The following is a 24927-nucleotide window of genomic DNA, read 5'->3' as shown; positions in this document are numbered from 1 at the left end:
ACCACCCTAGCCCGCTACCTTTGTGGCTTGCGCAAATTGTCCGCAGCGGAGTCGTTTCTGAAAAAACATTTCGCTGTTGAGCTAATCTTCTTGCTCATTCTTTGGTTAAGAAGCCCAACTGCCTAAAAACCTGACTTTTCTTTTAAAGATGCCCCTGACCACTGAGCTGGCCGGAAGGTGTCTGCTACCCCTTCATGAGTAAGCAACGCTATTTCTTTCTGATTCTGATACTAGGTACCCTATCGGCGCTGGGTCCTTTTTCCATTGATATGTACCTGCCGGGCTTCCCGGCCATAGCGCAGGATCTGCATACCACAGTGGCTGAGGTTTCGCTTTCACTGTCGAGCTTTTTCGTGGGGGTTTCGGCCGGGCAGCTTTTGTATGGCCCGCTGCTCGACCGGTTTGGGCGCAAAAAGCCACTGTACATAGGCTTGCTGCTGTACGCGCTGGCCTCTTTGGGCTGTTACCTATCTGCCTCCATTGATTCTCTGATATTGCTGCGCTTTGTGCAGGCCCTGGGTAGTTGCGCCGCTACGGTGGCCGCCGTAGCCATGGTCCGCGACCTGTTTCCGGTGAAGGATGCGCCCAAGGTTTTTTCGCTGCTCACGCTCGTTATCAGCGTTTCCCCCATGCTGGCGCCTACCGTGGGCGGCTATATGGTGGAGGCGTACGGCTGGCAGTCGGTGTTTCTGGTCTTGTTCCTGATGGGTGCGCTCATGCTGCTGGCCTCCGTGTTCTGGCTGCCCGAAAGCTACCAGCCCGACCCTAGCTACTCCCTGCACCCCAAGCCCATCCTGACCACGTTTTGGTCGGTGCTGCGCGAGCCCCAGTTCTTTACCTACGCCCTCACCGGCGCCATGACGTTTGGCGGCCTGCTGGCGTACGTTTCCGGCTCGCCCCTGGTATTCATGGATATTTTTGGGGTGAGCGGTAAGGCCTACAGCTGGATTTTCGCTCTGCTCTCGGTGGGCTTCATTGGCTCCAGCCAAGTCAACAGCTGGGTATTGCGCTATTACCGCAGCGAGCAGATTGTGTTGGTAGCTATGGGGTTTCAGTCGATTATTGGGCTAGTGTTTCTGCTGGTTACTGCGTTAGGGTGGTTTGGCGTAGCTGGCACCATCGTGATGCTCTTTCTTTTTCTGTGCTGCCTGGGCTTTGCCAACCCCAACGCGGCGGCCCTCTCCATTGCTCCTTTCTCCAAAAACGCGGGTAGCGCTGCCGCCCTGATGGGCGCCACTCAAATGGCGGTGGGCGCTCTAGCCTCCTTCGGAGTGAGTTTGTTCAATACCCACACGGCCGTACCTATGGTGTCCATCATGGCCACCTCGGCCTTGCTGGCCTTACTGATTCAATTGGTAGGGCGCCGCCTGATTGGGCAGCCAGTAGCCGCCGCGGAAGACGCTGGAGTGCTGGTGCATTAAAGCCGGACTATAGGATTCTGCCGCAGTGGCATAAACTGCTGTAAAACGGGTTTTTGCCTAGCTTACAGCACGCCTATCAAGCTATATTTTAGCGCTTTACACCTCCAAACGCCCTAGCAAAGCACACAGAGGCCACGCTTCCCAGTGAAGTTATTACTCCTCCTTTTGCCCTCTGGCTTTGCTGCCAGGGGGCTTTTCGTTTTCAGGCACCTAGTCAGTTCCCGTTTTGGCTCGGCTATACCGCTGAGCTACAGCGTATTCACAATGACATAATTTTGATATATATGATATTATTAATAAAAATAGCCATTAAGCCAAAGAAAGGCCCTTTCAATTGTAATTATTTCAATGAATGCCTACTATTAATGAAATAAGTTAAATTACTTATTGAAAAAACTATACCAAACAGTTTACTTACAGTGCGCTATTGCCTTATCCACCATACTCTTACAACATGCATAAACTCTTACCACGCCTGGCACCGCCCGTGCTAGCAGCCTCCTTATTCCTAGCCGGTCAGGCTACCTATGGCCAAGGCACGGGGCCCTCGGACCAGAAAGCAGTACCGCAGGCCGTACTGAACCACCTCAAAAAAAACAAGCAACTCCTCAAGCTCACAGATTCTGATATTGCCGACGTTGCGGTAAGCAGTCAGACGGAGTCGAAGAGGAGTGGAGTAAAACACATTTACCTGAAGCAGCGGTACCAAGGCATTGAAATCCACAATGCCATTACCAACGTGAACATGACCCCAGACAACCAGGTCCTGAACGTGGGGAACCGCTTCCAACTTGATGTGAGCAAGCGCGTGAAGCCGGCCAAAGCCCGCCTCACGGCCGAGGCGGCGGTAGCGGCCGCAGCCCGACATCTGAACATCTCCTTGAAACAGCCGCTGTCAGTTCAGAAAAAGACCGGGGGCACAAACCAAGAGGTTCTGTTCTCAAACGGGGGCATTTCGCTGGAGTCCATTCCGGCCAAGCTCGTGTATCAGCCCATGCCCGATGGCAGCCTGCGCCTGGCCTGGAACGTGTCGATTTACGAATTGAACGCTCAGAACTGGTGGGACATGCGGTTAGATGCTGCTACCGGGGAGGTGCTGGAAAAAGACAACCTAGTAGTACACTGCGAGTTTGACAATGATGGCCCCGGCGGTCTCCCGCTGGGCTACGGCGCTTCTCAGGCTGTTGCGGCATCGAAGCCGTTTAACTTTGCCGCCACCGTAGCGGCCGCCGCCGACCCGGTAGCCAACATCTACAATGTGTACCCCCTGGTAACGGAAAGCCCTAACCACGGGCCTCGGGTATTTGTCAGCACGAGTGCTGCCGATGAAAAAGCCTCGCCTCGGGGCTGGCACTACTCGCCCGCTGGCTCGTTTACTACCACCCGTGGCAACAACGTTTTCGCCTACGAAGACCCTACCAATAACAATAGCTTCGCTACCAACTACAGTCCCGATGGTGGTGCTGACTTGAACTTTAACTTTCCGGTTGACCTAACCAAGCAGCCCGTCACGTACCGCGATGCGGCTACAGCAAACCTGTTCTACTGGAACAACCTCATGCACGACATCTGGTACCAGTATGGCTTCGATGAGGCCAGTGGCAACTTCCAGTATGATGTCTTCGACAGGGGCGGCATGGCCAATGACCCCGTACTAGCTGAGGCCCAAGACAGCCGCAACATCCCAACGACGCGCAACAACGCCAACTTTGCCACCGGCAACGACGGCTTTGCGCCCCGCATGCAGATGTACCTGTGGAGCGGTATTCCCGATAAGGACTTGTTCCGCATTACCTCGCCAGCTGCCTTGGCCGGGAGCTACATCGCCCTCGAAGGCAGCTTCAGTAAGCCCTTAACCTCCACACCCGTAACGGGCAAGCTTGTGCTGGCCGCTACGGCCACGGGCGTAGGCCAGGAAGGCTGCAGCGAGTTTAGTAATGCAGCGGCCATCAGCGGCAACATTGCGGTGGTGTACCGGGGTAGCTGCGGCTTTGCCGATAAGGTACAGAACGCTCAAAAAGCAGGAGCTATAGCTGTTTTAGTTATTAACAACGCCGCTGGTGCACCCATTATCATGGGCGGTGCGCCCACCGTGGCCCTGCCGGCTATTGCTATTCCGGCCGTAATGATCAGCCAAGCCGATGGAGCTAAGGTCCGGACGGCACTGGATGCGCAAACGGAAGTGGTAATTACTTTGAAGAATGATGGCTCAGGTCCGGAATTTGATGGCGACTTCGATAACGGCATCATTGCCCACGAATACGGTCACGGCATCTCTACCCGCCTGACGGGCGGCGCCATGAACTCAACCTGCTTGCGCAATGCTGAACAAGCGGGTGAAGGCTGGAGCGACTGGTTTGGCCTGATGCTGACCACAAAAGTTGGCGACAACGGCGCGAAGCCGCGTGGTATTGGCACATACGCCTCCGGGCAGCCCACCACCGGCCGCGGTATTCGTCCGGCTCCGTACAGCACCGATTTTGCGGTGAATAATTACACGTATGGCGCTACCAACAACACGGCGCTGGCAGCTCCGCACGGCGTAGGTTTTGTATGGGCTACCATGATCTGGGACATGAACTGGGCCCTGATCGAGAAATACGGGTATCATGCTGACTTGTATAAAGGCACGGGCGGCAACAACATCGCAATGGCTCTCGTGATTGAAGGCCTGAAGCAGCAGCCCTGCAGCCCTGGCTTCGTAGATGCCCGCAACGGCATTCTGGCGGCTGATATGGTCTTGAACAAAGGCGCCAACCAGGAGCTAATTTGGAAGGTATTTGCCCGCCGTGGTCTGGGCTTTAGCGCCAAGCAGGGCCTCAGCTCCAGCCGCATCGACCAAGTGGAGGCCTTCGATATGCCCCCACTGTATGCCTGCTCAGCACCCACCATTACGGTATCGCCCGAAACTGCTGGCTTCGCTGGGGCCGCCCGCAACACCATTTACCTAGGCTATGGTGCTCAGAGCGTGACGCTAACCGCCAGCGGCGACCCAACCTTCCAGTACACCTGGGCGCCGGCAACCGGCCTGAGCAACGCCACTAGTGCTAATCCGGTGTTCACGCCTACTGCGGCTGGTTCGTACACCTTCACCGTTACGGCCGTTAACGCTGACCAGTGCACCCGCACGGCTGAGGTTAGAATTGAGGTGATTGACGTGCGCTGCGGCAATAAAAACGACAAAGTGCAGGTGTGCCACAACGGCAAGCTGCTCTGCATCGGCAGCACCGATGTCCTAGACCACCTGCGCCACGGCGACATGGTAGGCACCTGCCAGGAAGAGGCTTCCACGAGCCTGTTGGGCAGCGAAAGCACCGCGGAGGATGGCCTAACGGCTTCACCCAACCCTTCGCGGGGTCGTACGTCCCTAGCCTTCAAACTACCTGCAAGCGGCCACTACCGCCTGGAGGTAATGAATATGCAGGGCTCGGTGGTAACGGTAGTTGCAGAAGGCAACGGCGAAGCGGGGGAGAGCTTCTCGTATGAATTCAGCAAAGGCAAGCTCTCTTCCGGCACCTACATGGCCCGGTTGGTAACTGGCAAAAAGAGCAAGTTTACCCGCATTGTACTGCAAGACTAGGCATCAGCTATTTGCCTGGAAATAGGACGGGAGGCCCTGCTAGTCGGGGCCTCCCGTTTTGTTGCTTGATAGGAGTGGAAAGGTCCCCGTTTTTGGTTGGCGCATTGGCTTAACGCCTTTAGTAATAGGCCTCATGAGAGCCTCAACCGTTCAGCTACGCAGGAGGGCACGCCGCAATTTTATGGGCCAGCTACTAGGCGAAACCTAAACCCAAACCCTCAAACCACAGTACACTTTCCTGTAACTCCTCCCATCCTACTAGTCTGCTTATTTATGGCCATTGACCCAAACAATCGTCCCGTTCGCGTAATCAACGACGACACGACGGACCAGGAACTCTCTGCCGGACACATCATCCCAGGTGCTGACCCACCCAAGAACGAAGCAGCGCGTGGTGGCTTCGGCAACCGCGACGGCAAAGAAGGCTACGGCACAGACAGTGAGAACGGTATTACCTCGCTTTCCGTGAATGAAGATGCGGATAAGGCCCAGCGCCCCGCCGATAATATGCGCAGCAACGACGAAGGCCGCTCCGACCGCCCCAACCAGGATATGCCCGACGACCGCGACGCTGACATGCGCCCGCGTCGCCCCGTAGATGAGCTGGATGCGGACGACGACCGCCCCGGCCGCGACGAAATGCGCAACCCGAACTCCCGTGTGGGCATGGGCCAAATGGAGCAACGCCAGCCCAACAACGATGAGCTGGCCCGCCAAGGCACCAACGCCGACCTCACTGACCCGAATGCCTCGGACTCTGCCATTGTGCAGTAGCCTGTAGGCCCAGGTTTTTCCTGGCATTTTTAGTTTCCCGCTCTGTTTCTACGTGAAAACGAACCAGTAAACTTCTGAACGCGATGCCCTACAAAAGCAATAACACCAATCAGCAGTCTAAGGAAAACCATGGCAGCCCTAGCCAAACGGAACAGCCGAAAGGCACCGGCAACCTGCCTGTAAATAATTTAGATGAGGCCACCGAAGAGCGCTTGGCCCAGGAGGCCCTAGATGCTGGTCTGCGTCATCCGAACCGCAACCTCGACAAGCCCGATCTGGACAAGCCCGCTTACAGCTAAAGACTGCGGACTCCGTAAAAAAGCACCTGCCACGGCAGGTGCTTTTTTGTTTCTCGTTTCTTCTTTCCAGTTACGCTCATGGCCCGTTACGTTACCACTGATTTGCACGGCTGCTTACGCTCGTTTCAGCACCTAGTAGAGGAAAAGCTGAAGCTAACCCCACAAGATGAACTGTATGTACTAGGTGATTACGTGAACAAAGGACCCGATAGCCGCGGCACCCTCGACTATCTTATGCAGCTTCCGCAACGGGGCTACCACGTGGTGTGCCTGCGGGGTAACCACGACCAGGAACTGCTGGACGCCGCCAACGGACACCAACAACTCACCTGGGCCACGGATGAAGACCGCCGTATTACATTACAGAGCTTTGGCGTAGAACGGCCCGAGGACATTCCGGCCCGCTACCTGCGCTGGCTACATGACCTGCCGTATCAGTTTGAAGTACCGGGCTTTATTCTGGTGCATGCCGGCTTCGATTTTCGCTTGCCCGCTGAGCAAATGCGCCACGATTGGGACACCATGCTCAATACCAAGGCCTTTACCTACGATGCTTCCCGCACGGGCGGCAAGCGAATAGTGCACGGGCACGTGCCCACCCCCACAGCAACCGTGGAAAAACACGTAAAAGCCCACAAAGAAGCTATTTGCCTCGATACAGGGTGCGTGTACCGCCACAACCTGGAGCTTCGCCATCTGGCCGCTCTGGACCTAGATACTAACAAACTGGTGCTGCAACCCAACATAGAGCCCGACTACCCCATTGCGGTTCGATAAGCCAGGCAGGCTAGTGTTTGGCTTCCTTATTCCTGCGGTAGCGCGTCGGAGCGAAGCAGCTGGCGGGCCGCTTCCTGATACGGGTTCTGGGGGTCGTTGGCGACGGAGCGCAGCGTGTTGCGGGCAGCCGTAATTTGTTGATTGCGCCAGTAGGCCATGCCCAGGTGGTAGCGCGCCCGCCGGGCCAGCCCCGAGCCCGACTGCATGGCTACGCGCCGCAGAAATGGTTGCGCAGCCTTAATCTGCTCAGGCTTATCCTGGCTTAGCAGAAAGATGCCATTATAGTACATGAGCGTATCCTGGCCCAGGCTGCTGGACGAAATGCGCCGCAAGGAGTGCAGCGCCGGCGCGTAGTGGCCGTCGCGGTAGTAGCGCATGGCTTCGGCCAGCAGGGGGCGTTGCGTCTCCTGCACTACGTCATCAGATAACCCTACCTCAGGCACGTAGTACCGGGTCCAGGAGGCCTCCGCATTCGGGGCCGTTGGGCGCAGGATCATCCAGAGCAATACAAGCACAATACCAGCCGCCAACCCCAGCAGGCCCCAGCGCTGTTGCGTGCGGCGCTGCCGGCGGCGGATGCGGCCCAAGGCGGCTTGGCGCTGATCCAGGCGCAAATCTAGGGCGAGCAGGCGCTGATGCAGGGTTTCGTGCCCGGCCACCCAGCGTAGGTCGGCGGCCAGCTGCTCGTACGCCTGGTAGGCTTGGTACAGCGTAGCATCCTGCTCCAGCCGGACCTCAAAGGCTTCCTGCTCAGCGGGCGTCATCTGGCCATCGGCAAAGCGTTCCAGCTCTTCCAGGTAAGGGCGCAGGTCGAAGGCAGGCGGCGTCATACTACAGTACTAGCGGGAAAATAAGCGTAGGGCGGCGGATTAGGAGGCATGCTGCAGGTACACAACAGCTCCCAGAAGCTGCTAAGCTACGCAGAAGAGCCCAGCCAGCCATTATGCTTGGGCTCCTTCGGCGCGCAGCCGCAGTTCGTACAGCTTCCGCAGGCAGCTCGATTTCTGGATCCGGGCAACGTTGGCATTGGCGTACCCCATCTTGCCGGCCACCTTCTCAAAGTTGTAGCCCCGGAAGTAGAAATACATCAGCATTTTCTGGCACCCTTCTCCTAGCTGCTGAAACATTGCCAAGAGGTGATGGCGCCGGCCAGCTTCGGCCCTGGGCAACTCGGCCGTAGTGCGGGCAGCTCGCATTTGCTCATCGGCAATGCCATACACGTACGCCCGCAAATCGGGTGGCAGCTTGGTTAGGCGGCCATCGGCGACTTGGTCGTAGAACTCTACTACTACAGTGCGCAGCAGGGCGTGGGCCTCAGGCGGCGCCAGCTGGTGCTGGCGCCGGGCCCAGCGGGCAAACAGGTCGCGGTTCTGTTCATAAAACGTAATCAGAAACGACTGATTGCCGATGCGTAAGCTGGTCAGGACTTCGGCAAGCTGCTGGGGCGAGTTCATACAGGCAAGGTAAGGCGAAGTTGCGAGATGCGGAAGAAGTGCCCGTGGCCAGCCGGTTACGCTAGCACGTACCGGTTTAGGTCTGCACCTGTCCTAGGCCGTTACCTTTTCTAAAGCCACACCACAACTACAAGGAGGGTTTGGCAAACTCCCAAGCCTAGTGCGTACTCATTTCACTATTCATCCGCTACCTTTGAAGCTATGGAAACGCAAGCCACTACCCTCACCCACGACACCGTAATTTTCGACCTGATTCAGAAGGAGAAAGCACGGCAAACTCACGGTATTGAACTCATTGCCTCCGAAAACTACGTGTCGGAGCAAGTGATGCGGGCCCAGGGCTCCATCCTCACCAACAAATACGCCGAGGGTCTGCCCGGTAAGCGCTACTACGGTGGCTGCGAAATCGTGGACCAGATCGAGCAATTGGCCATCGACCGGGCCAAGGAGCTGTTCGGAGTAGAATGGGTAAACGTGCAGCCGCACTCTGGTGCTCAGGCCAATGCTGCCGTCATGCTGGCCATCCTGAACCCCGGCGACAAAATCCTCGGCTTCGACCTGTCGCACGGCGGCCACCTGACCCATGGCTCGCCCGTTAACTTCTCAGGCAAACTCTACAAGCCTTCCTTTTATGGCGTAGAGCGCGAAACCGGCCTTATTGACTGGGAGAAAGTAAAAGAAACGGCCCGCCGCGAGCAGCCGAAGCTGATCATCTGCGGTGCCTCGGCCTACTCCCGCGACTGGGACTACAAAGCTCTGCGCGAAGCGGCCGACGAGGTAGGCGCGCTGTTGCTGGCTGATATTTCGCACCCTTCCGGCCTGATTGCCAAGGGCTTGCTGAATAACCCCTTCGACTACTGCCACATCGTTACGACGACGACGCACAAAACCCTGCGCGGCCCGCGCGGCGGCCTGATCATGATGGGCAAGGATTTCGAAAACCCCTTCGGCCTGAAAACTCCGAAAGGCGAAATCCGCATGATGAGCAGCCTGCTGGACTCGGGCGTATTCCCAGGCACCCAAGGCGGCCCGCTTGAGCACGTTATCGGCGCAAAAGCCGTTGCTTTCGGCGAAGCGCTCAGCGACGCTTACACCGACTACACCCACCAGGTTATCAAAAACGCGCAGGCGTTGGCAGGTGCCTTCGTGGAGCGCGGCTACCAAATTATTTCAGGCGGCACCGACAACCACCTGATGCTAATTGACCTGCGCAGCAAAGGCCTGACCGGCAAAATTGCGGAGAACACGCTTATCAAGGCCGATATCACCATCAACAAGAACATGGTGCCCTTCGATGATAAGTCGCCCTTTATTACCAGCGGCATGCGCATCGGCTCGGCGGCGGTAACCACTCGTGGCCTGAAGGAAACGGATATGGTTCGGATTGTGGAGTTCATTGATGAAGTGCTGACCCATAACGACGACGATACCCGCATTGCCCGCGTTCGGGGCCAGATCAACGAGTGGATGGAGCAGTATCCGCTGTTCGTTTAACCTCCGGAATGGCTGAGTAGCTAGGCCTATTTGACACGAAAACTGGTCCGGCAGCATCCTGTTCGGGCTGGTTTTCGTTTGTCTGTCACCCTAGTCCTGACTCCTTCGTTTATTTCCTCATTTCCCCCGTTCTGTGGATCCTAATCAACCTGCGCTGGGCAACCAGCAGGAAATGTCTTTTATCGACCACCTGGAGGCCTTACGCTGGCACATCATCCGGGCGGCTATTGCGGTAGTGATATTTGCCCTGGCGGCCTTTTTCTCCAAGGACTTTCTATTTCACGACCTGATCCTGGGTCCTTCACGCCCCGACTTCTGGACGTACCGGATGTTCTGCCAGGTGGGGGAATGGCTGCACGCGCCCAGCCTGTGCATCGATAAAATTGGCTTTGTCATTCAGAACCGTGAAATGAGCGGGCAGCTGACCATGCACATCAGTACCTCCTTTATTGTGGGCCTGGTGCTGGGCTTTCCGTATTTGTTCTGGGAGCTGTGGCGCTTTATTAAGCCCGGTCTTTACCCGCATGAGCAGCAGAACTCGCAGGGGGCCGTATTCTTTGTCTCGGTGCTGTTTGCGTTGGGCCTGCTCTTTGGCTACTACATTGCGGCGCCCATGAGCATCAACTTTCTGGCGGGCTACGTGGTAGATGCTACCATTGAAAACCAGATTGACATGCAAAGCTACCTGAGCACACTCACGACCATGTCGTTATCGTGTGCTTTTGTGTTTGAGCTGCCCATGATTGTGTTCTTCCTGGCCAAAGCTGGTTTGATAACGCCCGAAATCATGCGCGTGTACCGCAAGCACGCCATTGTGGTTATTCTGGTTATTGCGGCCATCATCACGCCTCCCGATGTATCGGCCCAGATTATCGTGACCATTCCTATCATTCTGCTCTATGAGCTGAGTATTAACATTGCCCGGGTAGTAGGCCGCAACCGCACTGCTTCCCTGAACGCACAACTAACTGAAAACAAAGGCATAGCATAGCTCCTGATACGGAACAAGAAATGTGCTGATGAGCTTTACCACTAGCTGCGTCAGCACATTTTTTTGCCATCTGTACTACCTTCACTCCTCTCAACTCACTTTCCTAGCTCACTCACATGACGAAACTTGCCATTGGTTCCGACCACGCCGGCTTCGAGCAAAAGCAAATGCTGCTGCACTGGCTCCGCGACAACGGGTATGAGGTCCAGGATTTTGGCACCTACTCCGCCGACTCTGTGGACTACCCTGATTATGTGCATCCGCTAGCCTCGGCCGTGGAGCAGGGCGAGTTTGAGCTGGGCATTCTGCTGTGTGGCTCCGCCAACGGAGTGTGCATTACGGCTAATAAGCACCAGGGCATTCGGGCGGGGTTGGCCTGGGAACCGGAGGTAGCCACCCTGATTCGGCAGCACAACAACGCCAATATTGTGTGCATTCCGGCCCGCTTTGTAGATGCCGAAACAGCCCGCGCCATTACCAGCCAGTTTCTGAACACCGCTTTTGAAGGCGGCCGCCACCAGACTCGCATTGACAAGATAAGCTGCTAATTGCTAGCGCCATGCTAAGAGCGGGTTTGCGCTGCACCAGGACCTAGTGCAGCGCAAACCCGCTCTTTTATTTGCTTAAGCGGTACACACCGGGTGTATTCGTGGGCCGGTAGCGGCCAAAAATGTCTGGGATTTTGTATTGCAGTTCTGGTACTAGCCCGGCCTGGTCGATGAGGTATTGAGGCGGGTTGTTTTGGAAGTTGCGGGCCACCCGGAACACCGCATCGTACTCCTTCAGGTGGCCAAAATCGGCCTGCGCTAGGCGCCAGTCGAAGTACGGAGTAGCCAAGCGGTTCTGCACGTAGGGGCGCTGATCGGGACCTAGTACCAGTAGGCGCTGCCCCTGTAGAAAGGCATATTTGGGCTCCGGATTTATGGCATAGTTACCTTCTCCCGGAATCTGGATAACGGTTTCTAGGTGCAGCACCGACCGATACCGCACCACCACCACCAGCCCAATCACCACCAGCAGCAGCAGTTCCGGTACCCAGGCCCGCCGCCCTTTCTGCCACAGAAACAAGCTGAAATACGTGAGAGGTGGCAAAATAAGCACCAACGTGCCGGTAGCCATGCCGCGGCCGGCAGCTCCAATGGCCACCGCCACCACCAGCCAAATCAGCATCAGCTGCTGAAACTTGATCTGGAACACAAGTCCGAGGGAGGTAGTGAAGCTGCGCACTAGGCCTAGCACCAGCAGCAACCCCGGCAAAATCAGTAGGCGCAGCAGCACCCATAGCGGCAGCCCATCGGTTTCGGTTACTAAGCCGCGCAAGGTGGGCTGCAGATGAAACTGAGCAAAACCCGGCAACGACTCCGTGTACAGAAAGAACGTAGCCACCACTGCATACGGAAACAAAAAGCCGCAAACCAGCAGCAAAAAGCTCCTAAACGAGTTGGCCGCGAAGATAATAACGGCAAACAAGCCCACCAACAGAAATAACGCCAGCGGCAGGTAGCACAGCGCCGCTACCCCAATCAGAAAGCCGGCCCGGAACAGCCGCCGGTTATCGTAGCCCTCGCGGGAGGTAGGCAGCAAGGCGCTCAGGGCCGCAATCAGAAACGAATGGCCCAGCAGCAGCGGCGACAACGCATCTAGCTCGGAGGTGAGGCTGCCGAGCAGCAGGTACGTGAGTGCGCCCACGTAACCGCGCTCCGGGTGCACATCGGCCCGGTTGAGCACAAAGTTGAAGCGCAAGGCCTGAAAAATCAGCAGAGCCAGAGCCAGCAAGCGGTACAGCCACAATGGCCGGGCACTTACTAGGTCTAAGGCGCCATAAAACGCGGCGGCCAGCGGCGCCATGCTATCATAAATATCCTGGTACAGGAGGGCGCCCTCCTGCAGCCGCTCGCCTACCAGCAGGGCCCGAAGCTCAGCGGGCGTAAGCGGAATGCCCAGCCACAGCAGCGGAAGCCGCAGCGCCAGCAACAGCAGCAACAAGGCAAAAAGCCGGGTGGGCAGGGAGCTTTTGAAAAATTGCAGCAAGGCGAAATCAGCAGTTTAAAACGAAACAGACCCTAGCGCCGGAAAAACAAAGCGGCCTACTAGCCGGCAAATGTACGGTTCCGGCAAGGCCGCACCCAGCTTTCTGGCGTTAGCGTCCCTAGGTAATTACCTAATCATCTATTCCCTGCGTTACCTAATCACCCCAAACGGTATCTTTGTAAATTCTTATGGAAAGTAAACGACAGCAAAAAGTAGCTAGCCTGCTCCAACAGGAGTTGGCCGCCGTATTTCAACGCGACCTGCCCCACTTGTTTCCGGGGTTGCCGCCGGGCATCAGCCTGATTCGCGTTTCCCCCGATTTGGGCATTGCCCGCGTGTACCTGAGCCTGTTGGTGATGGCCAAGGATACCAGCGGCGAGGACCTGCTGCTGCTAGTGAAAGACAACCAGAAAGGTATTCGGCAGGCATTGGCCAAGCGCGTGCGCCAGCAGTTGCGCATCGTACCGGACCTAGTCTTTTTCCTGGATGACTCAGCGGCGTACGCGGCCCACATGGACAAGATATTCGGCGACATTCACATTCCGCCTACCCCTAGCGAAGGCGACGACGCCACTCAAGGCGGCCCGGAGGGCGGTGCGCCCAAGCGGCCCAAGCTGTTCGCCGACGAAGACGAATAGCCAAGGTGAAATGGTGCGCTTGTAACGTTGCGAAAGGCGGTCTGCTTGTATACCGGACCTGTTCTCAATACTTCATCAAGCCACAGTTTCACAACCTCACAACTTCACAATCTCACCCCTTTGTACTACGACCCGATTAAGAAGTCGCTCGGCGAAGTATTTAACCGTACGCCGTGGCTCCGCCGCCTCTTCTACCACCTGCTCGATTTGCTCCTGCTCCGGACCTGGCACGTGCACCGCGAGCTACGCCAGTGGGCCAAAGGCCGCACCGATGCCGCCACCAGCATTCTGGATGCCGGCTCCGGCTACGGGCAGTACACTTACTGGATGTCGGGCCTGAGCAAGAAGTGGGAGATTCTGGCCGTGGATGTGAAGGATGAGCAGGTAGCCGACTCCAACCGCTTCTTCCGCCAAATCGGCCGTACCAACGCCCAGTTTGCCGTGCAAGATCTTGTGCTGTACCAGCAGCCCAACACCTTCGATTTGGCCCTGTCGGTGGATGTGATGGAGCATATTCTGGAAGATGTGGAGGTGTTCCGCAACATTCACGCCTCGCTCAAAGACGGCGGCATGCTGCTCATCTCCACCCCTTCAGACCAGGGCGGCTCCGATGTGCACTCCGATGGCGAAACCTCCTTCATTGAGGAGCACGTGCGCGATGGCTACAACATCCACGAAATTCAGCAGAAACTGCGTACAGCAGGCTTCGAGCGCATTGAGGCGCAGTATAGTTATGGGGAGCCGGGCCAAATATCCTGGCGGCTGAGCATGAAGTACCCCATCCTGATGCTGGGCTACTCCAAGTGGTTTTTTGTGCTGCTGCCCTTCTATTACCTCGTTACGTTCCCGTTCTGTTTGCTCCTAAACTGGTTCGATGCCAACACCAAGCACGATTCGGGCACTGGCCTGATTGTGAAGGCCTGGAAATAGACCTTTTGCGCCCGGCGGCGTATCTTGGCTGCTGATTAACCTACCAATTTTCGTTATTACGCCCTTTCACTAGCTCCACCCCGCGCCCCGCACGTGAACGTACCTTTGCTCATTGCCCGGCGTTATTTTCTTTCGAAGAAGAAGCGCAACATCATCAGCATTATCTCCAACATCTCCATGGTGGGCGTGGCCGTGGGGACGATGGCGCTGATTATTGTGCTTTCCGTGTTCAACGGCCTCGAGGACCTAGTGCGGAGTTTGTACGGCAAGTCTGATTCGGATTTGCTGATCACGGCTGTGCAGGGCAAGTCGTTTCCGGTTGATGCGCGCCTACTAGCTAAGTTGCGGGCCACGGCGGGGGTAGGCATTATCACAGAGGTGATTGAAGACAACGCCCTGCTGCAGTACCGCGACCGGCAGATGGTAGTGAAGATGAAAGGCGTTTCCGACAACTACTACAAGCAAAGCAACATCGACTCGGCCATTGTGGATGGCAACCACGATTTGCACCGCGACGGGCTGGATTATGCCTTACTAGGAGCCGGTGTCCAGCACGAGCTCAGCATCACGCTCGACAACCGGTTTTCGCCTATGCGCTTGCTGTACCCGCGTAACACGGGCCGCAAAACGCTGAGCATGAACCCAGAAACTGCCTTTACGGAGCAGAACATCCTGGCGGGCGGTGTATTTCTGATTGAGCAGCACATCGACGACAGCTATGTGTTTGTGCCCCTGGAGTTTGCCCAACAGCTGCTGCGCTACGAAAACCGCCGTACTGCCCTCGAGGTAAAGGTGAAACCCGGCCGCGACATTGCGCAGGTAAAGGACGAGCTCAAACAGGAGCTAGGCAAGACATTTAAAGTCCTGGATTCTGACGAGCAGCACGTTAGCCTGCTCAAAGCCATTAAGGTGGAGAAGATGTTTGTGTTCATCACCTTCGCCTTCATCCTGCTTATCGCCAGCATCAACATCTTCTTTTCGCTTTCCATGCTGGTCATTGATAAGCGCAAAGACATTGCGGTTCTGATGGCCATGGGGGCTAGTACGCGCACGATCCGCAATATATTTCTGCTTGAGGGCGCTATTGTGGCCCAAGTGGGCGCCATTACCGGGTTGGTGCTGGGCGTGGGTATCTGCTGGATTCAGCAAACCTTCCATGTTGTAAGCATGGGCATGGCTACTAGCGTCGTAGATTCCTACCCCGTCAAGATGCAGTTCGCCGATGTAATGCTTACGGGCCTGGCTATCGTCTTTATCACCATTGCCGTATCCATCCGGCCAGCGCTGAATGCCTCGCGCCTCGACTTGCGGGAAAACTTGTAGGCTACTACCGAAAATTTACTTCCGGATTGTATAGAGCGCTCTGCCAGCCCATGTTGGGCTAGTCGGGCGCTTTCTCGGTTTACTATAGGCCCAGCTCTACGCGCTTACTTACTGTTAAGCCTACGTTCAGTTGACACATAAAAAGATCCTATAACTTTCGGAAGAAATGCCGGTTACCTTCATATACCTCAAAGGTTAGTTCGACCTACATTTTAACATTGTTCATCTTTATAATGTAACTATTCTTGGAATGAATTTTACTTTTCGATAAATAAATATCAATTTAGCATTTGTTCTTACTTTCGAAGCTGCACTATAGTAACCGACTATGAAGGTTTCCACTTCACAGCCCTTTCAAATCGTCTATTCTCTGCTTGAGCACGAGTATCTTGGTTATCTGTTTGAATCGTATGTAGTGCAGCGCAACCAACGCGGTCAGCTCACACTGCAGCACCAGACAGTATCGGCCAAGAACGCGCCTGAGTTTGCGGACGGTCTGGACGTGGTAGACTTTGAGCTGGTGGCTCTCACAGACCAGATCCAACAGGATGCGGTTATTAAGGAGTTCTGGTCGAAGAAGACTACTCCGGCTGAGTTTTTCCTTAAGATTTACGACCCGGAGAAAGGCGACAAAGCCTTGCAGGAAGCCATTTGCCTGTATGTGCAGGAGCGGATGGGCCAGATCCTGAACCGGCTGCAGGGGAAGAATGTGTTCATTATGGGCAAGGACGGTGAGCCGACATGGCGCGAAATAATGGTAGCACCGGAGCGGGCTTCGGTGCTTTTTCATTTTCGGCGCAACGAGGACAGCACGCATTATTTCCCCACCATTCAGTACAAGGGCCAGAAGCTTGAATTTCAGTACAAAAACGCCGTAATCGTTTGCGAACAACCGGCGTGGCTGCTGGTAGACGATGTGCTGCACAACTTCCTGAACGATGTGGACGGCAAAAAGATCAAGCCCTTCCTTAACAAGAAGTTCATTGTAATTCCGCGCCAGGTAGAGGACAGCTACTTTCAGCGCTTTGTGGCCCCGCTAGTAGAGTCGTTTGATGTGCACGCCCGCGGCTTTGATATTCGCTCGGAACGCTACATTGCCCGCCCCCAACTCACGTTTTCTGATGTACCCGGGGTTAGCGTAGCGGCAGCACCTAGTACGCCCAGAGGCGCTACGGCAAGCAACGGCCGGCGTGGCAGCACGGCCACCCTAGAAGCCCCCGATTCGGATCTGATCCATTTCGACTTGAGCTTCCGCTACGGCGACCACACCGTGCACACAGCCTACGATAAGCGCGTGTGCGTGAAGCTGGAAAAGCAGGAAGACACCTACATCTTCCACCGCCTCATTCGCAATCTTGATAGGGAGCAGGAGATTATTACGGAGCTGCGCGACCGGGCCTTGGAAGTTCGGAATGGCCGCGCCATTCTGGAGCGGGCCACCGCCTTCCGCTGGCTGCACAACCACGCCGATGAGCTGGTGCGCCTAGGCTTCACGGTGCAACAAAGCCTCACCTCGGGCAAAGACTACTTTATTGGGGCCATTACAGCCCAGGTAGGCATCACGGAATCCAACGACTGGTTTGATGTGCACGGCATTGTGCATTTCGGAGAGTTTGCCGTGCCCTTCATCAAGCTGCGGCCTTACATTCTCAACAAGCGCCACGAGTTCCGCCTGCCGAACGGGCAAATTGCCATCATCCCGGAGGAGTGGTTTACCCAGTATCTGGAGCTGTTTGCCTTTGTAGAGGAGCACCACCAGATGCTTACGCTGCGCAAGCACCACTTAGCACTGGTTTCTGACTTACAGAATGGCAACTTGGCCACGGTGGTGATGAGCCGAAAGCTGGAAAAACTGCGCGAGTTTGAGGCTGTGGAAGACCGGCCCTTACCCGCGGGTTTCCGCGGCGAGCTGCGCCCCTACCAGAAGGCGGGCTACAACTGGCTGCATTTTGTGCAGGACTACCACTTTGGCGGCTGCTTGGCCGATGACATGGGCCTAGGGAAAACCGTGCAAACGCTGGCCATGCTGTTGCAACGCAAGGAAAGTGGTGCCGCCAAAGGCGCCGCGTCCTTGCTGGTAATGCCAACCTCCTTGGTGTACAACTGGATGACGGAGGCGTTTAAGTTTACGCCCAACCTGCGCCTACTCATTTACACCGGCACTTACCGCGACAAAAACGTGGAGCAGTTCGCTGAGTATGATGTGGTGCTGACGTCGTATGGTATTGTGCGCCTGGATGCCGAATTGCTCAAGACGTACAAGTTCGATTATGTGATTCTGGATGAGTCGCAGGCCATTAAGAACCCTAGCTCTACTACCTCCCAGGCCGTACGGGGGCTGCACTCGCGCCACCGCCTCATCCTGACGGGTACGCCCGTAGAGAACAGCACCATGGACCTATGGTCGCAGATGTCGTTTATCAACCCCGGGCTGCTGGGGAGCCAGTCGTTTTTCCGCAAGGAGTTTCTGAAGCCGATTGAAAAGGGCAAGGACGAGCTGAAAACCAAGCGCCTCCACGCACTTATCAAGCCCTTTATCCTGCGCCGCCACAAGGCCCAGGTGGCCACGGAGCTGCCCGAAAAGATTGAAAACCTGAGCTACTGCCCCATGACAGAGGAGCAGCAGCATTGCTACGAGGAAACCAAGAGCTTCTACCGCAATAAGATTCTGCAAAGCATAGAGGAGCACGGCACGGCCAGTACGCAGTTTATGCTGCTGCAGGGCCTCACCAAGCTCCGCCAAATTGCCAACCACCCCCGCATGGCCGATGCGGAGTATGAGCATGAGTCGGGCAAGCTGCGGGAGGTAATCCGGATGATCAAGAGCGTGGTTTCAGAAGGTCACAAAGTACTGGTGTTTAGCCAGTTTGTGAAGCACCTGGATATTGTGCGCGCCTCCCTGGATGAACGCCAGATTGAGTACGCGTACCTCGATGGGAACACCCGCGACCGGCACAAGGAGGTTACTAGGTTCCAGGAAACCGAAGACCTGCGCGTGTTCCTGATTTCGCTGAAAGCGGGCGGCGTAGGCCTCAACCTCACGGCCGCTGACTACGTGTTTATCCTCGACCCGTGGTGGAACCCCGCCGTGGAGGCCCAGGCCGTTGACCGGGCCCACCGTATTGGGCAGCAGCGCACGGTATTCACGTATAAGTTCATCACCCAGAACACGGTAGAGGAAAAAATACTAGCCCTCCAGAACAAGAAAATCCAGCTGGTCACGGACCTCATCACCACCGATGAGGCCATCATCAAGAGCCTGACCAAGGAGGATATTGAGGAGCTGCTGGGGTAGCGGTGGGCTGCTCAGAAAGGCATAGTTCGTGCGCTGACGTTATTTCAAACAGAAGGACCATGCTGAGCTTGCCGAAGCTTCACGCCAGGCAGCTTGGTAGCGCTTGAATACATAGAACTAACCGCCGCAATAGCTACTCCGAAGAAGCTGGCGTAGTAGCAGGTCTGGAGTACTCGCGGCCGATAGGTAAGCACTTCCGGCTAGGCCTGCGGGCACGCAGCTACTATCTCGTTTCGGTCACTATTTTTAAGATGGGTACGCCTGCTCCAACGCTCACGTACCCTTTTTAGGGTAGGAGCCGCTTTACTGAATAAGGCGGGTTCCGTCGCAGTTGTAGGGGCACTTTTCGTAGCTTCTAGCTACCAGTGTAGCGTCGGAAAGGTGGGCTTTGGTGTTGATAATGTCCACGCCCTGCTTATCAACTCCGACCACTGCAATGCCATGAAAGCCCTCATCGTCTAGGGTGCGGTAAATCCGGATGCCGTAGCAGTCAGTGGTCTGCTTAATGGTCTCGATGACCTTGATGTTGCAGTAGTTGGAGCTGGTATTGTCCTTGTACCTCTTCTTGTATTTTTTGGCCAGCTTCGTGGCTTCCGACACGGAAATTGGTTGGCCGGCATCGGGGTCAAAATGGTCGGTGAAGCGTTTGCCCACGTCGCCTCTGAAATACCTTTTCGGCTTAGAGTGCCCTTGTTTGCGTGAGCTCAGGAAATACACTGCACCGGCCAACAACAGGCCAGCGCCAACGAGGGCGTTTGGGTTTTTCATGGCAGAAAAATGGGTAATGATATACCAGCTACTCTTGGCCGCAAAGCACTAATACATAAATATATAGATATTATTTTGGATATAAGAGAAAATTCAAAGAGCCCTTCCTTCGTATCTTCACTAAGGACTACTACTCTATCTGCATGAAGCAGAGGCAATGGGCGCCAGTAGCGAAAACAAAGAGCCTACTGCGGAGGTACTAGGGCATATGCATTTCACTCTGAGTACCCACGTAGCCGCACCACCAACGCAAGTATGGACCGGCTTTACTAGGGAGCTGTTTCTGGCCTTAGCGCCTCCGTTTCCACCGTTTCGGTTGCTGCGCTTTGATGGCTGCCACCGCGGCGACGAGGTGCATATTGAGCTCGGCGCCGGTCCGGCCCGCTTCCACTGGACCTCCCTTATCACCGACCATGGCACCACGCCAGATGGTACCTTTTACTTTGTAGACGAAGGCCAGAAGCTTCCGCCGCCGCTGCGCTACTGGCGGCACCGCCACCTCATGCAGCCGGCTCCCGGCGGCGGCACCTACATCACCGAAGACCTGGAGTACCGGACGGGACTGAAGGCGTTGGATGTGCTGCTTTACCCAGCTATATGGGCGCAATTTGCCTGGCGGCGGCCGATTTACCGGCGCTGGTTTGGGCAAGTTCAGGCGCGCTAGGCACCTAGTAAAATCAGGCTGGGGCAGCGCGAGCCCGACAGCTGCCGTATAGGGTGGCAATAAGCCGCGTATCTTGCTGATGCTCCCCGTTCTGATCGTATGCCTACATCTTCTACTCCTGCTGTCCGCCGTTTTCGGCTTTCTGTTGTATTGGCCGCGTTACTAGGCCTGCTTGTGGCCCAAGGTTGCCGCAGCACCCAGTCGGCGTATCGGTTTCAGCCTTCCGCGCCGGTAGTAGCAGCGCGCCCGGTTCCGTCTGGGCCGGTAGCCACTGTGCCGGCTTCAGTTGCAGATTCCGATAAAGCAGCGGCAGTATTCCCTAGGCCTCAGCAACAGCCAAAGCGCCGACAGCTGCGGCAAGAGGCGCGCCGGGCGCTTACGCAGGCACCAGCCACCGCAGTAGCACTAGCCAAACGAAGCCTGCAACCTGGCCACCACAACACGCAAGCACTGCAACGAGCAGCTGGGCCCAAGCGCACAACTGAAGTAGGCTTGGGCACAACCGTTCTGGGCGTGCTAGGGCTGGTTGTGCTACCGGTCTCGCTGATTGGGCTCCTGATTTGGGGCGGACCGGTGTGGGCCGTGCTGGCTGGGCTATCGGCTATTGCCATTCTGGTAGCGTATCTGGACCCGTTTGAGTAACTGACTGGGTATGGCAGCAGCTACAAATTCAGTGGGCCAACGGATAGGAAAAATTAGGAGGCTACCTTTGTAGTCCATTTTCCTAATGCCCCGTTGCCATGACCGCCACTATCACGCTCAAACCTGGTAAAGACCAGTCTCTTCGTCGCTTGCACCCGTGGGTGTTTTCCGGGGCCATTGCCCGGATGCAGGGCGAGGTAGTAGAAGGCGAAGTGGTGATGGTGCAGGCCCACAACGGCGAGGTGCTGGGCGTGGGCCACTACGCGCCCGGCTCCATTGCGGTACGCATGCTCGGCTTCGGGCCCGAGGCACCACTGCCCGATGCCGCTTTCTGGGAAGCGCGGCTGCGGAATGCCTTTCAGCTTCGGCAGGGCCTAGGGCTTACGGGCACGGGCAATACCAACGTGTACCGCCTCACCCACGCCGAAGGTGACGGTCTGCCCGGCCTTATTATCGACGTGTATGGCGATACGGCCGTGGTGCAGGCGCACAGCGCCGGCATGTACAAGGCCCGCCCACTTATTGCCGCTGCCCTGCAAGCCGTTATTCCGGGCCTGCGCGCTATTTATGATAAGAGTGCCGAAACGGTGCCCGCCAAGGCCGCGCCCGGTGCCCAAAATGGCTACCTCTTCGGGGAAAGCAGCGGGCAAGAGCACATTGTGCACGAGAACGGCCATCCCTTCGCGGTAGATTGGGAAACGGGCCAGAAAACTGGCTTCTTCATTGACCAGCGCGACAACCGCAGCCTGCTGGCCCGCTATGCCCCCGGCCGCCGCGTGCTCAACACCTTCTGCTACACCGGCGGCTTCAGCTCCTATGCCTTGGAGGCGGGCGCTGAGCTAGTGCATTCCGTTGACTCGAGCAAGAAAGCCATTGAACTCACGGAGCGCAACGCGGCTCTTACCGGCCTAGAAAGCAAGCACGCGGCCTACGCCGAGGATGTGTTCAGCTTCATGAAGCACAGCCAGGAACAATACGACCTCATCGTGCTCGACCCACCGGCGTTTGCCAAGCACCTCTCGGCGCGCCACAACGCCCTGATGGGCTATAAGCGCCTGAATGCGGCCGGCATCCGGCAGATTGCGCCCGGGGGCCTGCTGTTCACCTTCAGCTGCTCGCAGGTAGTTTCGGCGGAGCTATTTGAAGGAGCCGTGCTGGCCGCCGCTATTGAGGCCGGCCGCCCGGCCCGCATTCTGCACCGCCTCACCCAACCCGCCGACCATCCCGTCAGCCTTTTCCATCCGGAAGGTGAGTACCTGAAAGGGCTGGTGCTAGCTGTAGAGTAAGCAGCCGGAAGTAACCAAAAAGCCCGCCTGCCCAGCACGACTAGCCCCTCTTATCAAGGGAAGTCAACTGCTGGGCAGACGGGCTTTGGCTTGGTACCAGGCCTAGTAAAACCGAAGGCCGGTCTGCACCCCTAACAGGCAGACCGGCCCCGGAACTATCCATCCGGCCATTGAAGCCGAACGGGGTACGCGTGAACTACATTAGTGGGCGGCTACTGCTGAAACCTGGTTTGTTTCTCAGCCCCAGGTGGCAGTGTCATACGCTTATTTATACTGGTAATACCGCACGTAGTCCACCTGCATTTGCTGCGGGAAGGTGGTGGAAGCATCCGGGTTGCCATCGAAGTCACCGCCAACTGCCACGTTCAGAATCATGAAAAACGGGTTGTTGAACGGATAGGGACTAGCGGTAGTACCCGTGAAGGTAAAGTACGGTTCGGGGTTGCCGTCGAGGTAGAAGCGGGTCATGTTCTTGCTTCGCACCACGCTGAAAATGTGGAAGTCAGCCGACAAGTCGAAGTCCAGGTTCTTTTCCTCACCCTTCAGCTCGCGGGCGCCCGTGCTGTTGGCAAAGTGCACCGTGGAAAGCAACACCGTAGGCCGGCTACCGCGCAGCTCCATGATGTCGATTTCGCCGCACTTGGGCCAGTTGTTCTGGTCGATATCCGCACCTAGCATCCAGATGGCCGGCCATACGCCTTTGCCTTTAGGCACTTTGGCGCGCACATCAATGCGCCCGAACTGGAAGTTTTGCTTGCCCTTGGTAACCAACCGGGCCGAGGTATACCCGTTGCTGCCCGACTGCTGCCGACGCGCCTGAATGGTAAGATTACCACCGCTCAGGAAGCTGTTTTCGGTGGAGTTGGTATAGTTCTGCAGCTCATTGTTGCCCCAGCCCCAGCCGCCCAGCTCATACGACCATTTGGTCTGGTCGAGGGAGCCGCCGTCGAACTCATCGGCCCACTTCAGCTCGGTATACTGGCCGTAGTCGCGCGCTTCTTCATTGACCACCGGAGTAACTGGTGTGGGCGGCAACGGAGCCGGCACGTTCTTGGATTTGGATTCGGTGCAGGAGCTCAGGCTCAGCGCCATCAAAAAGGTGGCGCCGAGCTGTGCTTTCCGCACTCCAATCAGGAATTTATTTTTCATGAACTACAAACAGTACTGTACCCGAACAGTCGAGCTTTTCTTACTTCGCAACCATCTTAATGGTGAATACGGTTCCACCAGCTTGGCCGCTACCGGCCCGAATGGTCATCTTCTTGTCGTCAATGGAAAGAATCCGATATACACGCTCTGTAGGCGAAGCATCGGTGGCACCAATAAAGGAGCCTGCCTTCGACAATGTGAACTGGGCTAGCCCAGGACCTGCGGCTGGCCCGAATACGTAGGCCGAGGTGCCGGTTTCGGGTGCTTTGCAGGTGTAACCAGCTGCTGCCGAGAAGGTTTCAGCTAACGCATTGTAGCTGAACACATTGTTCGTCGAGAAGGTATATTCGTCGTCGGACTGGCAGGCAGGCAATTCGCCGGGTTTCACGCCGGGGAAGTAGGCTACGGGGTTAGCCTCAGTGCCTACGGTAATAGGAGCATCGGCGGCGTTGTCCAGCTTCCAGGTTTTGGAAGAACCACCCGTGAGCAGCAGCTTAATAGGAGCCGTCGCATCGAAGGGAGCCAGCGTGATGACGGTGCGGGTACCATCGGGGTTGGTACCGCGCAGGCGCAGCTTGGTGTCAGTGGCTTCCAGGATGTCGTAGGTCTTGTTCGAAACCGAGTCAGGCAGGCCGATGAAGGCGCCTTTGCCCTTCAGAATAATCTGACCTAGTCCGTTGCTGCTGGGCTTGTACACGAAGTTACCCGAGCGGTTCAGGGAGGTGCCACACGCACCGTTCTGGTACGTCTGGCCCGCGCTTTCGTAGTTGAGCGTGTAGCCGTTGCTGAACGAGAACTGGTCGTCAAGCTGGCAGCCGGGCAGGGTCGCGGAGGTAGAAAGTACCGCGCCGGTCGCCGACTCTTTCACAATGGAGCCTGCTGCATCAGCAATAGACCACACCCGGGTGCCGCTGCCGGCACAATCTACGAGCTTGCTGAAGGCGTTGTTGGTGCAGGCATCCGGAATCACCACGGCCTGCTTGGCCGAAATGCCCGTGCCGCCACGGCCCGCCGTAATCAGCTCCACCTGGTACGTGCCAGGGCGGATGTAGGTGTGCGTAACGGGGGAGCCGGAGGCGCGGGTGTTATCACCGAAGTTCCACTGGTACAAGAAACCATCCTGGCTGGTGCTGGTGAAGGTAACTACCGTGGGGTACTCGGTGGTGTTCACGGAGTAGGTGAAGCTGGCCTGAGGTACGGCGCCCTCCAGCTTGTAGTCGTCGCCTTCCTTTTCGCAGGAGGCGAGCAGCAGCGGAGCGGCCAGCAGGCCCAGCGCAGCAATGCGGGTAATATGATTCATGGGGAATTTGCGTGGGAAGTGAAGTGGGAAAGCTGGCCGGCTGGCTTACTACCCCCACCGAAGGTTTACACTAGGCGCGGGGGTAGTAAGCCGGCAGCCAAACCGCCAGAC

21 protein-coding genes are annotated in these 24927 nt (G+C 56.6%); 15 read left to right on the top strand and 6 right to left on the bottom strand.

The features are described from left to right. Positions 1-194 precede the first annotated feature (194 nt). The 5 genes from ACYVHC_RS08405 to ACYVHC_RS08385 all read left to right on the top strand — a co-directional run bounded on the left by ACYVHC_RS08405 (position 195) and on the right by ACYVHC_RS08385 (position 6851). Positions 195-1421, top strand: a complete 1227-nt coding sequence (locus ACYVHC_RS08405; protein WP_460613247.1) for a multidrug effflux MFS transporter — start codon at positions 195-197, stop codon at positions 1419-1421. Between the two features lie 454 nt (positions 1422-1875). Further along, on the top strand, positions 1876-5001 hold the full coding sequence (locus tag ACYVHC_RS08400) for a T9SS-dependent M36 family metallopeptidase (protein ID WP_460613246.1): 3126 nt from the start codon (positions 1876-1878) through the stop codon (positions 4999-5001). A gap of 273 nt (positions 5002-5274) precedes the next feature. Next, positions 5275-5775, top strand: a complete 501-nt coding sequence (locus tag ACYVHC_RS08395) for a hypothetical protein (RefSeq protein WP_460613245.1) — start codon at positions 5275-5277, stop codon at positions 5773-5775. 83 nt (positions 5776-5858) lie between these two features. Next, the gene (locus ACYVHC_RS08390) at positions 5859-6074 is read left to right on the top strand and encodes a hypothetical protein (RefSeq protein ID WP_460613244.1); all 216 of its coding nucleotides are present in this window, start codon (positions 5859-5861) and stop codon (positions 6072-6074) included. Positions 6075-6152: 78 nt separating this feature from the next. Further along, the gene (locus ACYVHC_RS08385) at positions 6153-6851 is read left to right on the top strand and encodes a metallophosphoesterase family protein (RefSeq protein ID WP_460613243.1); all 699 of its coding nucleotides are present in this window, start codon (positions 6153-6155) and stop codon (positions 6849-6851) included. Positions 6852-6877: 26 nt separating this feature from the next. On the opposite strand, the gene ACYVHC_RS08380 is transcribed toward ACYVHC_RS08385, so the two are convergent. Together ACYVHC_RS08380 and ACYVHC_RS08375 are read right to left on the bottom strand one after the other, a co-directional pair. Beyond that, the gene (locus ACYVHC_RS08380) at positions 6878-7681 is read right to left on the bottom strand and encodes a tetratricopeptide repeat protein (RefSeq protein ID WP_460613242.1); all 804 of its coding nucleotides are present in this window, start codon (positions 7679-7681) and stop codon (positions 6878-6880) included. Positions 7682-7792: 111 nt separating this feature from the next. Continuing rightward, positions 7793-8305, bottom strand: coding sequence for a hypothetical protein (locus tag ACYVHC_RS08375; protein WP_460613241.1), 513 nt, complete (start codon positions 8303-8305; stop codon positions 7793-7795). Between the two features lie 201 nt (positions 8306-8506). Between ACYVHC_RS08375 and ACYVHC_RS08370 the strand changes: the two genes are divergently transcribed. The 3 genes from ACYVHC_RS08370 (at position 8507) to rpiB (ending at position 11338) form a co-directional block, all read left to right on the top strand. Then, positions 8507-9799: a serine hydroxymethyltransferase gene (locus ACYVHC_RS08370; RefSeq protein ID WP_460613240.1), complete on the top strand. Its 1293-nt coding sequence runs from the start codon at positions 8507-8509 to the stop codon at positions 9797-9799. A 133-nt stretch (positions 9800-9932) separates the two neighbouring features. Continuing rightward, on the top strand, positions 9933-10790 hold the full coding sequence (gene tatC, locus ACYVHC_RS08365; protein ID WP_460613239.1) for a twin-arginine translocase subunit TatC: 858 nt from the start codon (positions 9933-9935) through the stop codon (positions 10788-10790). Positions 10791-10906: 116 nt separating this feature from the next. Beyond that, positions 10907-11338, top strand: coding sequence for an RpiB/LacA/LacB family sugar-phosphate isomerase (gene rpiB / locus ACYVHC_RS08360; protein WP_460613238.1), 432 nt, complete (start codon positions 10907-10909; stop codon positions 11336-11338). Between the two features lie 67 nt (positions 11339-11405). Here the strand turns inward: rpiB and ACYVHC_RS08355 are convergent, their stop codons facing one another. Next, complete coding sequence (locus tag ACYVHC_RS08355) at positions 11406-12821, bottom strand: hypothetical protein (protein WP_460613237.1); 1416 nt, start codon at positions 12819-12821, stop codon at positions 11406-11408. 188 nt (positions 12822-13009) lie between these two features. Between ACYVHC_RS08355 and ACYVHC_RS08350 the strand changes: the two genes are divergently transcribed. The 4 genes from ACYVHC_RS08350 to ACYVHC_RS08335 all read left to right on the top strand — a co-directional run bounded on the left by ACYVHC_RS08350 (position 13010) and on the right by ACYVHC_RS08335 (position 19007). After that, positions 13010-13459, top strand: coding sequence for a ribosome-binding factor A (locus ACYVHC_RS08350; RefSeq protein WP_460613236.1), 450 nt, complete (start codon positions 13010-13012; stop codon positions 13457-13459). Between the two features lie 120 nt (positions 13460-13579). Beyond that, the gene (locus ACYVHC_RS08345) at positions 13580-14389 is read left to right on the top strand and encodes a class I SAM-dependent methyltransferase (protein WP_460613235.1); all 810 of its coding nucleotides are present in this window, start codon (positions 13580-13582) and stop codon (positions 14387-14389) included. Positions 14390-14482: 93 nt separating this feature from the next. Further along, positions 14483-15712, top strand: coding sequence for an FtsX-like permease family protein (locus ACYVHC_RS08340; RefSeq protein WP_460613234.1), 1230 nt, complete (start codon positions 14483-14485; stop codon positions 15710-15712). A gap of 328 nt (positions 15713-16040) precedes the next feature. Next, positions 16041-19007 (top strand): DEAD/DEAH box helicase, encoded by a 2967-nt coding sequence (locus ACYVHC_RS08335; protein WP_460613233.1) that lies wholly within the window; start codon positions 16041-16043, stop codon positions 19005-19007. A gap of 303 nt (positions 19008-19310) precedes the next feature. Here the strand turns inward: ACYVHC_RS08335 and ACYVHC_RS08330 are convergent, their stop codons facing one another. Further along, a complete protein-coding gene (locus ACYVHC_RS08330; protein ID WP_460613232.1) occupies positions 19311-19775 on the bottom strand; it encodes a hypothetical protein in 465 nt (154 codons plus the stop codon). Between the two features lie 208 nt (positions 19776-19983). Here ACYVHC_RS08330 and ACYVHC_RS08325 point away from each other — a divergent pair, with 208 nt between their 5' ends. The 3 genes from ACYVHC_RS08325 to ACYVHC_RS08315 all read left to right on the top strand — a co-directional run bounded on the left by ACYVHC_RS08325 (position 19984) and on the right by ACYVHC_RS08315 (position 22367). Further along, a complete protein-coding gene (locus ACYVHC_RS08325) occupies positions 19984-20439 on the top strand; it encodes an SRPBCC family protein (RefSeq protein WP_460613231.1) in 456 nt (151 codons plus the stop codon). 99 nt (positions 20440-20538) lie between these two features. Beyond that, positions 20539-21081, top strand: coding sequence for a hypothetical protein (locus ACYVHC_RS08320; RefSeq protein WP_460613230.1), 543 nt, complete (start codon positions 20539-20541; stop codon positions 21079-21081). Between the two features lie 98 nt (positions 21082-21179). Continuing rightward, complete coding sequence (locus ACYVHC_RS08315) at positions 21180-22367, top strand: class I SAM-dependent rRNA methyltransferase (RefSeq protein WP_460613229.1); 1188 nt, start codon at positions 21180-21182, stop codon at positions 22365-22367. A gap of 264 nt (positions 22368-22631) precedes the next feature. Here ACYVHC_RS08315 and ACYVHC_RS08310 read toward each other — a convergent pair whose 3' ends face one another. Both ACYVHC_RS08310 and ACYVHC_RS08305 read right to left on the bottom strand, forming a co-directional pair. After that, positions 22632-23516 (bottom strand): glycoside hydrolase family 16 protein, encoded by an 885-nt coding sequence (locus ACYVHC_RS08310; RefSeq protein WP_460613228.1) that lies wholly within the window; start codon positions 23514-23516, stop codon positions 22632-22634. A gap of 40 nt (positions 23517-23556) precedes the next feature. Next, on the bottom strand, positions 23557-24816 hold the full coding sequence (locus tag ACYVHC_RS08305) for a PKD domain-containing protein (protein ID WP_460613227.1): 1260 nt from the start codon (positions 24814-24816) through the stop codon (positions 23557-23559). Positions 24817-24927 lie beyond the last annotated feature (111 nt).

The organism is Hymenobacter seoulensis (assembly GCF_054780535.1).
The sequence above is the reverse complement of the archived record's forward strand: the minus strand, read 5'-3'. Positions and strand labels throughout refer to the sequence as shown.